The 9,833-nt window shown below is 26.2% G+C and carries 10 protein-coding genes; all 10 read right to left on the bottom strand.

The window, feature by feature from the left end:
* Positions 1-53 precede the first annotated feature (53 nt).
* A complete protein-coding gene (locus tag B4J88_RS02610; protein ID WP_291066238.1) occupies positions 54-962 on the bottom strand; it encodes an NAD-dependent epimerase/dehydratase family protein in 909 nt (302 codons plus the stop codon).
* Positions 950-2,062 carry a glycosyltransferase family 4 protein gene (locus tag B4J88_RS02605; protein ID WP_291066236.1) on the bottom strand — a complete coding sequence of 371 codons (1,113 nt, stop codon included), beginning with the start codon at positions 2,060-2,062 and terminating at the stop codon, positions 950-952. Before B4J88_RS02605 ends, B4J88_RS02610 begins: the two co-directional genes overlap by 13 nt.
* Entirely contained in the window at positions 2,059-2,913 is an 855-nt protein-coding gene (locus B4J88_RS02600) for a glycosyltransferase family 2 protein (RefSeq protein ID WP_291066235.1), read from the bottom strand. The genes B4J88_RS02605 and B4J88_RS02600 overlap by 4 nt, the downstream gene beginning before the upstream one ends.
* Positions 2,913-3,995, bottom strand: coding sequence for a glycosyltransferase (locus tag B4J88_RS02595; protein WP_291066233.1), 1,083 nt, complete (start codon positions 3,993-3,995; stop codon positions 2,913-2,915). The genes B4J88_RS02600 and B4J88_RS02595 overlap by 1 nt, the downstream gene beginning before the upstream one ends.
* Positions 3,980-4,849 (bottom strand): alpha-1,2-fucosyltransferase, encoded by an 870-nt coding sequence (locus B4J88_RS02590; RefSeq protein WP_291066231.1) that lies wholly within the window; start codon positions 4,847-4,849, stop codon positions 3,980-3,982. Before B4J88_RS02590 ends, B4J88_RS02595 begins: the two co-directional genes overlap by 16 nt.
* Positions 4,850-4,853: 4 nt before the next feature.
* Positions 4,854-5,639 carry a family 6 glucosyltransferase gene (locus B4J88_RS02585; protein WP_291066230.1) on the bottom strand — a complete coding sequence of 262 codons (786 nt, stop codon included), beginning with the start codon at positions 5,637-5,639 and terminating at the stop codon, positions 4,854-4,856.
* On the bottom strand, positions 5,630-6,673 hold the full coding sequence (locus B4J88_RS02580) for an EpsG family protein (protein ID WP_291066228.1): 1,044 nt from the start codon (positions 6,671-6,673) through the stop codon (positions 5,630-5,632). The genes B4J88_RS02585 and B4J88_RS02580 overlap by 10 nt, the downstream gene beginning before the upstream one ends.
* Complete coding sequence (locus B4J88_RS02575; RefSeq protein WP_291066226.1) at positions 6,674-7,675, bottom strand: glycosyltransferase family 2 protein; 1,002 nt, start codon at positions 7,673-7,675, stop codon at positions 6,674-6,676.
* Positions 7,676-7,738: 63 nt separating this feature from the next.
* Positions 7,739-9,172 carry a glycosyl hydrolase family 28-related protein gene (locus tag B4J88_RS02570; protein ID WP_291066224.1) on the bottom strand — a complete coding sequence of 478 codons (1,434 nt, stop codon included), beginning with the start codon at positions 9,170-9,172 and terminating at the stop codon, positions 7,739-7,741.
* 3 nt (positions 9,173-9,175) lie between these two features.
* Positions 9,176-9,832, bottom strand: coding sequence for a CatB-related O-acetyltransferase (locus B4J88_RS02565; protein WP_291066222.1), 657 nt, complete (start codon positions 9,830-9,832; stop codon positions 9,176-9,178).
* Between the last annotated feature and the right edge of the window lies 1 nt (position 9,833).

Here is a 9,833-nt window from a genome sequence, read left to right as displayed (position 1 = left end):
GTAAATGGTTATTAGTTACTAGTCACTAGTTACTAACCCCTAATTACTAATCACTAACTCCCAATCTTAAAGCTTTTAATAGTTTTTATAATACCTTCTTCTGCTGACAAAGGTAATTGTTTAATATTTAAGGCTGTTTTAATTTTTTGATTGGAAAGTATTAAATTACTTGTCATTTTTTTTAGTCTCAAAGAATTTAATGGTATTGGAATTACATCACCAACCATCGCTAATCCTTTCACAATAAACTTCGGAATACTAAGATTCATTACATCTCTGCTTTCAACTTTTTTAATAACATTAATGATTTGCATTGTTGAAATAGGCTCGTCATCAGTAATATGATAAATCCCAGACTGTAATAAATATTGTTTCTCGATAATTTCTTTAACAAAAAAGGAGAGATTGTCAATAGAGATAAAAGACCTTTTGTTATCAAAAGACGCTAATGGGTAAGGAATTCCTTTAGAAATCAATTTATACAACAGTCCTAAATTCCCTTTATCACCTGGACCGTGAACCATCGGCGGACGTAAAATAATTACCTTTTTATTTGAAGGCAAACTTTGTTCTAAAAGCCATTCTTCAGCTGCTCTTTTCGATTTCCCATAGAAAGATTGCGGGTTACTATTGGCTTCTTCATCTAATGCTTTTTCAGATTCTAATTCTTCTAATGCAGCCAATGAACTGATATGAATTAAAATTTTAGCATTGGAGTTCACAAAAGTATCAAAAATTTGTTTCGTTAACTCTACATTCGCAAAATAAAAGTCCTCAGCCTTAGCTATACCTTTATTATCGTGTGCCTTACCAATTAAGTTAATAAAAACATCTTGATTATTAATTTTATTTTTCCAGTTAACATCTCTTAATGAAATTTCATTTACTACATAATTAGTTTGGAGAAAACTTACAAGGTTTTTTCCTATAAATCCTGTTGAACCGAAAATTAAGATTGACATATTAATAATTTATTTTCAATTTCTTTATAAATAATTTCTTCTGAAAAATTTTCTTCTACAAATCTTCTACCATTTATACCATGTAGTTTTCTGATACTCTCATTATCCGCATAATATTTTATTGATTCGGCTATTTTACTAGCATCAATATTAGTAAATATACCAGTATTATTTTCGATTATAGAATCTATGCATCCTGTTTTTTTTGTTGTAATTATTGGCAAACTTGATGCTGAAGCTTCCAAGTTAACTGTTGGAAAACCTTCTCTATATGATGGTAAAATAAAAATATCCATCTGATTGTAATAATAAGAAGTATTATCTACTTCCCCAATATATTTAATCTTAGGATGATTTTTAATTTTATTCACTACTTTTGAACTTAGTCCTGCTCGAGTATCTAATGGACCAACAAGTAGTAATAAAATTTCTTCTCTTTCTTCTAAATAATCAAGTGATTCTATTAATTCATTAACACCTTTATCATCACATAATCTTCCAATAAATCCAACTACTAATTTATCTTTGAATTCAATTTTTGGCTGATACTGAAACTTATTTATATCTACTCCATTACAAGTTCCTTTACCCAAAATAATATTCTTGGAAGGTGAATTTAGGTTTAGTTTTTCAGATTCTCGTAAAATTGATTGACTAACATTGACAATCTTATGACTACATTTTCCAGTTATTTTTTCAATATTAATTAAAAGATTTCTTTTAAAACCCTTTGTTGTTTGAAACACTAATCCATGTCTAAAAAAAATACGTTTAGGAGTTCTAGCAAAAAAAGCAGCCAACATCCCTATAAGACCACCCTTTGGAGAATGTGCAATTACAATATCAAAATTTTCTTTTTTTATAAATTTATACAATTTATAGATTGACTTGATATCTTCTAAAGGATTTATACTTCTTAATACATTTAAAGGAAAAACATTAAAATCCATTTCCTTCGAATATTGGTATAAATCATCCGAGGGTGTACAAGCAACCGTAAAATCGTAACCTTTCTCTTTAAAATATTTGAATTGATTTCCAATAAAATATTTTAAGGAAAATGATACAGTCACTATATGAAGAACTTTTTTACTTTTCATTTAAGGATATTGTTTAAAATATTCTTCCATTCTAATTTAATTTCATAACCTGAATTATTTCTTCTCTTGATTAACAATTCATCCATTCTTACTAAATGTAAAAAGTTAGCAAGATTTTTTTTGAAAATATTTAATAAAATTAGTTTTTTTCTTAAAAATGACTTGTTACTTAAATATTCATTAGAATTATATAATTTATTTTTTTGATCAAGTCTAAATTTATAGGTTTTCAATTTAAAAACTAAAGGGTCTCTATAAAATAATATCGGATCTTCCAATATGCTAAATTTACAATATGGAAAACTTCTAATCCACAAATCTGCATCTTCAACTCCATTTAAGTTTTCTGAGTATCTAAAATTTTTAAAAAAAGATATTTTACCTGCTACAGTGGGATGATTAAATAATATTGTTTTAAAAATTTTTTCATAATCTCGTATTAAAATAGATTTGCGATATGCAATAATTTCATTTTCATCATTGATTACAACGACTGAAGAACCTACAACATCAATTTCAGGATTATTTACAAGATAATTTATTTGTTTTACTAAACGATCAGGAAACATGATATCATCAGCATCCATCCTAAAAAAATATTTTCCTCTTGCTAAATCAATTTGTTGATTTAATCTATATGATATTCCTTTATTTATACCATCATGAATCAACACTATACGAGGATCATTAAATGATTTAATAACTTCTATCGTTTTATCATCACTACCGTCATCAGTTATAATTATCTCATAATTTTGATATGACTGATTAAAAATCGATTTTAAAGTAAGTGCTATAAATTTCTCTGCATTATATACAGGTATACCAATTGTAACTAAAAAATTATCCATTATATTTCACTTATTCTATTTAAAATATTTTTTACGACTACTTTTGGTTCTACATTATCATTCCAGTATTTAAGAGCATTAACTTCTAATTTTCTAACGTAATCAGGATTATTAATTAAGTATTCAATACCCATTTTTATACTATCATAATTATCTTCTACAAAATGAATATTTTCACCATGAACTAAAGGTGTTGGTAAGTCATTATATAAAGGTGTTGAAATAATAGCTTTACCCATTGATAAGTATTCAGCCAATTTCCATCCATGGCATTTTTCTACAGAGGGACCGTTAAACACTAAAAATGATTTTCTTGTCTTATCAATATATTCTTTTAAAGGAATTTTTCCTCCTGAATATATAATATCTTTAATATTTCCCAAATATTCATACTTATAACCTATTTCAACTAATCCTCCTTCAAAATCAACATCTTCAATACTTTTACTCGCTCTAATAAAATTTCTCCTACTAAAATTTATAAAATCTGTATCCTTAGCCCAAATACTTGAAATATGGAAAATATAATTACGTTTGGCTTTGCTATGTTTATAGTAAGATATGGGTAATCTTTTTACATACATACGAACTACTCCAAGGATAATATTTTTTTTATTAGCCAAAGATATGTTATTCATGAAGATTATTTTACTAACAAAGGAAGAGGTCTTTAAAAAATCAAAAATTTTAACTCCAAAACTAGGTGGTGGAATAGAAACAATCTTTAATACGTTAAAATTAAAATTACTCTGATCTTTTATTTTTTTCTTGATATCTTCAATTGTGTCTTTATGATTGTAATTAATTTTTGCGTAAATAGAGGACCATAGTAAAATATCTAATTCTATTTTATTTGGATCGTGAAAATCAATTGCAACATTAGTATCACTATCTTCTTCTCTTAATATAAAAAGAAAACATGTTCTTCTTCCACTCTTTAAATTTTTAAACGGCTCATGGATATATTCAATATTATTGGGATACAATTCTAGCAATCCTAATATATAAAATGCAGAATAATGCAAATTTGAAAAAGGATCAATTAAAATCTTAAATTTTTTTTTCATTATATTCTTATCCATTTTGTTGGTATTAAATTGATGGTTTGAATATTCATTTTTCCTTTATACCATTTTAAAGGAGAAATAATTAATTTATTTGGATTTCTATTTAACCAAGCACTCCACCAACTGAATGTACTATTTGCGATAATATTGTGTTTACAAAAAGACATCAGCAACATATCGTCTATAGCTGAATTGCCTTCAACAAAGTGAAATTCTTCGCCAATAAAGTTTTCTTTCGCCCATTCTGTATCTTGAGTGAAAATATAGAAAACCGCATTGGGAAATCTATCTTTTATACTTTTCATAGCTAAATTGTAATACGACATATCACAAACTTCAAAAAGCTCGGCGTTTACTTTAATCTTAATATAATCACCTCTTCTAATATGTATTGCTACGGAATCGTTGTTCGCAAACTTATCTAGTATTTCACTGTGCTTTACAGTAAAATCTTCAGGTAAACTAAATTCATTTAACAGTTCTTCCTTTACCGCATCCACATATTCATAACATTGCCAATATCCGTCGTAGTATGCGTTATCGGGTGTATGTTTCAGTATGCTATGTGCATTTTCTTGCACGATGTATCTTTTGCTAAAGAGAAAATTTTTCTGAGCTAATTTTCTTTCAATTCTCCAAAGTACTCCTTTGTCCCAAAATTTGTACTTTTTGATATCTGCTTGGGATGCAATTGGAAACTGAACATTTAATTTAGAAATATCAAGATCTCTACTCGTGAAGTTTGCTCCAACTCTGTTGGTATGGACTTCAAACTTCACATTGTATTTCATTTTTTTTTCAAGATACTTACCAAAAGCATATTGAAATAGTTGATTTCCTAGTCCTCCTATAATATTTACAATCACCATAGTATTAATTCGATTTCCAAAATATTGCGTTCTTTATACTTCTAAATTTAACTTTTAAACGTGCCATAATGGATTTTTTAGGTAATTTATCAAAATATCTGCCACCATGTTTTATTTTGTCTAAAATAATGATCTTTTGATCATAAGGAATGCTTGAGTCTTCAGGAAAGCCATAAGAAGGTTCTAATTTTTTCACTTTTGCAAAATGATAATATCTATTTAGATGAGATTCATCATGATATAATGCGATGATATTCAAATCCAAATCTTTGTTTACATTTTCATTAAGCGTTTTAATTAATTTTAAATAAGCATTTACTTTTCCCCCATTTAGAGAACCCATAAAATAATCATACGTTGCTCCACTTTTATATGGGATAAATGCCTTAGATTTTGGATTTCTTTCATAAGGAAAGAATTTGTATTTCGCTTTAAAATATCCAGGATGTATAAGTCCGATGAGTTCCTCTTCACCAGTTGGCAGAATATCTTCACTAATTTCTTTATTAATGAACATATTAGAATTAAAGAAAAATAAATAATCAAATTTTTCTAGTTTATCAGAAATAGAATTAAACATTTTAAATCTTAAGAGTGAATCCATTGGAAATCCTTTTGGAGATTCACGTATAATAGTTACATTATCTCCATACTTTAAGTCGGTAGCATCTGTAAATACAAAATAATGTTTTCGATGATTAACTAAAAATTTCTCTTCTGAAGATTCATAAAATTTTTTCCAAAAAATTTTGTACTTTCCTGTACATATATATAAAATTCCTATATCCATTTGGCATCAAAAATAAAATAATAATCTCTAATATATTTAGCTAAATCTATATAAAGATAAAAATAAAAATAACTATATATAACAATTAATGTAATTGGAATAAAACGAAGCTTTTTGGGAAAAAGATAGCATAATAATGGAATTAAAAATAATTCTACAATAATAAACAAATCCATAAATCTCATACTTGCTGCTGGATACTTCGCTAGTGCTATAACTATAAATATTCCAATACAATAAAGTTTTAAAAATAGGTAAAAGTTCTCATTCTTTTTTTCAAATATCTTTCTGTAAAAATATAAGATTAATATTAAAAAAATCTTAATAAAAAACACTGTACTTAAAACATTGGTCATATTTATCTCATCATCATAACCACTTAATTTTTCCTTTGCATAGGTAAAAGAGAATAAAGTAGCAATTATTGAAAAATCTACAGAATAATATAATATATAAGCAAAAGGTATCAAAAATATATAATATACAAGATATTTTTTATTATTTTGAACTAAAAAAATTAGTGGAATTAATATAAAAAAAGAATAATGAAAAAATCCGGCTATTAGTAGTAATATTAAAGTTGGTATGTAATTTTTTTTACCCCAATAATTAATGCTCAATAACATAAATCCACATGAAACTCCAGCTCTTATTGCATTCATTTCTTGCAAAATAAAAAATGTACAAAAATAGATCAGAAAACTTAACCAAAAAAAATTTGTATATTTTTTTATATTATATATTTTTAATGATACTCCTAATATTGCATAAAAAATAAAAACAACTGTTGTTGTATTAAATGTATTATATAGAAAAGTTGATATATATTTAAATGAAATTTCTGCTATACCGCTTGATTTAGGGTATATTATTGAATCATAGTACTGCATATAATCATTATCTACATCATCTCCTCTAAAGCCTACTACAATTATGAAAAATACAGCCAATAAAATTAATATAATTTTATTTGGTGATTTTGTCCAATCAACAAAACATAAAATACTTAATATAAAAAAAATAATTAAATACATTTATCCAAAAATTTTAAATATTAAAAGTCTATAGACTTTACTAATAATTGTAGATGGTTGATAAATAATGTCATTGGTTGTCATAATATTAAAAGCATCTCTTACAAAAGCAATTTTTCTTAATTTATTTATAGATTTTAATTTTCCAATAATTTTATTATTAGATTTTAATTCATTTGTTATTGAAATAAGTACCATATTTACTATAGCTTTATTAAAATCCATTTCATAATATTTAAATAAATTTGAATTAATAAGAACCTGTTTAAGCTTTATTAAAAAACTAATAACAAGATTAATATCATTAAAGAAAAATTGAGAGGATGCATTTCCTATTTCTTCTGAATGATAATAAAATACTTTATTTACAATTGAAATTTTTTTTGCATTAATACTTGACTCAATTAAAAATAATAAATCCTCATATGTTGTTTCTCTATTATCAACAAATTGAATATTATTATTAAATAATAATTCCTTTTTATAAATTTTATTCCACATTCCTCCATTCTGAATAAAATATTTCCATTCTTCTTCAACATTATAGCCTCCGATTAACAGTTTACGATAAAAAGTCATATCAAACGATTTTGGATACAAGTTTTCCTTTATTTTACTATGAGTATCTGTACCGTAACCGCTCAGAACAATATCACTATTTTCAGATATAGCATTTTTATAAAGTTCTTCATACATATTTAAATTTCGATAATCATCATGATCTGAAAAACCTATATACTCGCCTGTTGCCAGAGCTAATCCTTTATTTCGGCTTTTTCCAATATGTAAATTATCAGTATTTTCAACAATAATAATTCTATTATCTTTCTCAGCATACATTTTGGATACTTTATCAGATCCGTCTGTAGGACAGTCTAAGACGATAATTATCTCTATCTCTTTAAGAGTCTGATTAATTAAAGTATCAAGACATTTTTCTAAATGTATTCCAGCATTATAAACAGGTACAATGATACTTACTTTAGTCTTACTGTTTATCATATTTTTTTTTTAGTGAAATAATAAATATTATTAACACAATAATTATTACAAGAATTAAAGGATTTAATTTTTCTTTTTTTTTAATAATAATTTATTATTCTTATCAATAATCTGAAGTCCTTCTCTTTCTTCAATGATATTATCTACATTGATTATTTTTTCAACATTCTTTATTTGAAGATTCCCTAAACCTTTGGTTACATTAGTAATATTTAAAATGTCATCTTTATTAGCATTGTTAACTTCTTTAATAAAACTTGGGTTAGTCATAATCATATTCCCAATTTTATTACTTTTTCTTTCCTCTGAAACCAAAGAAATTGCACTTGTTAGCCTTGATTCTTTGGAGTTATTCCTATTCCAATTAATAAATTTAGGATTCGAAATATAAACCATCGGAGGTCCATTATAAGTATAATCAATCATTTTCAATCCATGTGTTTTATTATTCTTCCAAATTGGATCAGAAATGTTAATCTTTCCACTAACAATACCAAATGTTTTATAAAATGTAATTCCTGTATTACTTCCAAAATCATTATGATTAATAATATCTATATTTGAGTCTAAACCTTTATCTGCTAATAAATTTAAGTAGATTTGTATTCCATCTCCTTTACAGTTTTCAGTTATAGGATTTATAATTTTAATATTATTAAATACAATTGGTACTATTCCTCTATCCCATTCCGGTTCTATATCTATCCCTGATTGCGGAAGTGTTCCGTTAATGTTTTTTATGACAGCGTCTTTAACTGTAATATCTTCACCCATACATATTGATATTCCATTTCTTCTACAATTATCTACATAAGGTGAATTAATTATTATTTTCTTAGTAGAAAATCGTTGTGTATTGTCATACATTTTATTACCTATGTATATACCATCTCCCCAACAATTAGATATTATGGCTTTATTTATAGTTATATTTTCAGCATTTTCGATATGAATTCCATATCCCCATTCTCCACCTTTACCTTTGTGAAAGTCTCTATCTCCTATTATTCTTGGATTATTTATCACGACATTCTTGACATCATAAATTCTAATAATCGTATAAAAATTGCTCTTATTAGGTGATGCTTTAAATGTAGCATCTTTATCAAAATTAATAACGGCATTGTCTACAAGATTCACCCCTGTATACATAGAGTCAGCATTGATTCTATAAAATCCTTTAGAAATATAAACTTCTAAATTTAATTTAGAACAAACTGAAATAGCTTTATTAATAGCTCTTGTGTCGTCTGTATTACCATCTCCTTTTGCATCAAAAATCTTAACATCATATCCTTTTTTTAATGATGATAGTTTATAATATTTTCCGTTTTTTTTAGTATAAATGTAATTATCAACTTTAGAATCACTCATTGTTGATCCATCATACCAAGTTGTAACGCGCGAATAACTCTGTGCATTAATACAACCAAATGCAATTAGCACAACAAAAAAAGATAGATACTTTTTAAATCTTATGTTAATATCAACATTCATTTTTTAAAAGTTTATGTTACTTTTTTTCAAATTTTCTAATTCCATTAAAATTTCATCAACATTATTGCGATCAAATTGAGTATAGAATAAATGAATATTATTTTTAATTGTTTCATCATCAAAATCTGCCAAAGCAATATGCTTAATTTTGGCAATTACATCTTCATCTAATCTATATCTAATGAGCTTCGCAGGATTACCTCCATAAATTGCATATGCTGGAACATTTTTAGTAACCACACTGCATGCCGCAATAATTGCCCCTTTACCAATTGTTACTCCCGATAAAATGGTAGCTCCTGTCCCTATCCAAACTTCATCTTCGATTATTATTGGACCATTGCTTTGACAATCACTTTCATATTTTTCACTAAAGAAAACAGATCGCAAAGGAAATGTCGAAATGTGATTAATTTGGTGATTTCCACCTAAAACAAAATTAACGTCACTTGCAATTGAAACATAATTCCCGATTACCAGTTTTTCTCCTGATTCCTCTGTAAAATAATGAACATTAAGAAAACCATAAGTACCTTTACCCACCGAGACTATTCCCGTAGGTACATTACATGAAATTTGGGTTGTATTATGTCTATTCTGGCTGCGCCACTTACGTCTCGTTTGCCAAGATTTGTATTTATCTATAAAAGGAAATTCCATA

This window comes from Empedobacter sp. UBA5036 (assembly GCF_002415215.1).
Classification (GTDB): Bacteria; Bacteroidota; Bacteroidia; order Flavobacteriales; family Weeksellaceae; genus Empedobacter; species Empedobacter falsenii_B.
This window is presented reverse-complemented; position numbering and strand designations above follow the sequence as displayed.

What these genes read in the sequence shown, in the direction of transcription:
- B4J88_RS02610 (WP_291066238.1), bottom strand. Translation starts at nt 962, where the DNA reads ATGTCAATCTTAATTTTCGGTTCAACAGGATTTATAGGAAAAAACCTT.
- B4J88_RS02605 (WP_291066236.1), bottom strand. Translation starts at nt 2,062, where the DNA reads ATGAAAAGTAAAAAAGTTCTTCATATAGTGACTGTATCATTTTCCTTA.
- B4J88_RS02600 (WP_291066235.1), bottom strand. Translation starts at nt 2,913, where the DNA reads ATGGATAATTTTTTAGTTACAATTGGTATACCTGTATATAATGCAGAG.
- B4J88_RS02595 (WP_291066233.1), bottom strand. Translation starts at nt 3,995, where the DNA reads ATGGATAAGAATATAATGAAAAAAAAATTTAAGATTTTAATTGATCCT.
- B4J88_RS02590 (WP_291066231.1), bottom strand. Translation starts at nt 4,849, where the DNA reads ATGGTGATTGTAAATATTATAGGAGGACTAGGAAATCAACTATTTCAA.
- B4J88_RS02585 (WP_291066230.1), bottom strand. Translation starts at nt 5,639, where the DNA reads ATGGATATAGGAATTTTATATATATGTACAGGAAAGTACAAAATTTTT.
- B4J88_RS02580 (WP_291066228.1), bottom strand. Translation starts at nt 6,673, where the DNA reads ATGTATTTAATTATTTTTTTTATATTAAGTATTTTATGTTTTGTTGAT.
- B4J88_RS02575 (WP_291066226.1), bottom strand. Translation starts at nt 7,675, where the DNA reads ATGATAAACAGTAAGACTAAAGTAAGTATCATTGTACCTGTTTATAAT.
- B4J88_RS02570 (WP_291066224.1), bottom strand. Translation starts at nt 9,172, where the DNA reads ATGAATGTTGATATTAACATAAGATTTAAAAAGTATCTATCTTTTTTT.
- B4J88_RS02565 (WP_291066222.1), bottom strand. Translation starts at nt 9,832, where the DNA reads ATGGAATTTCCTTTTATAGATAAATACAAATCTTGGCAAACGAGACGT.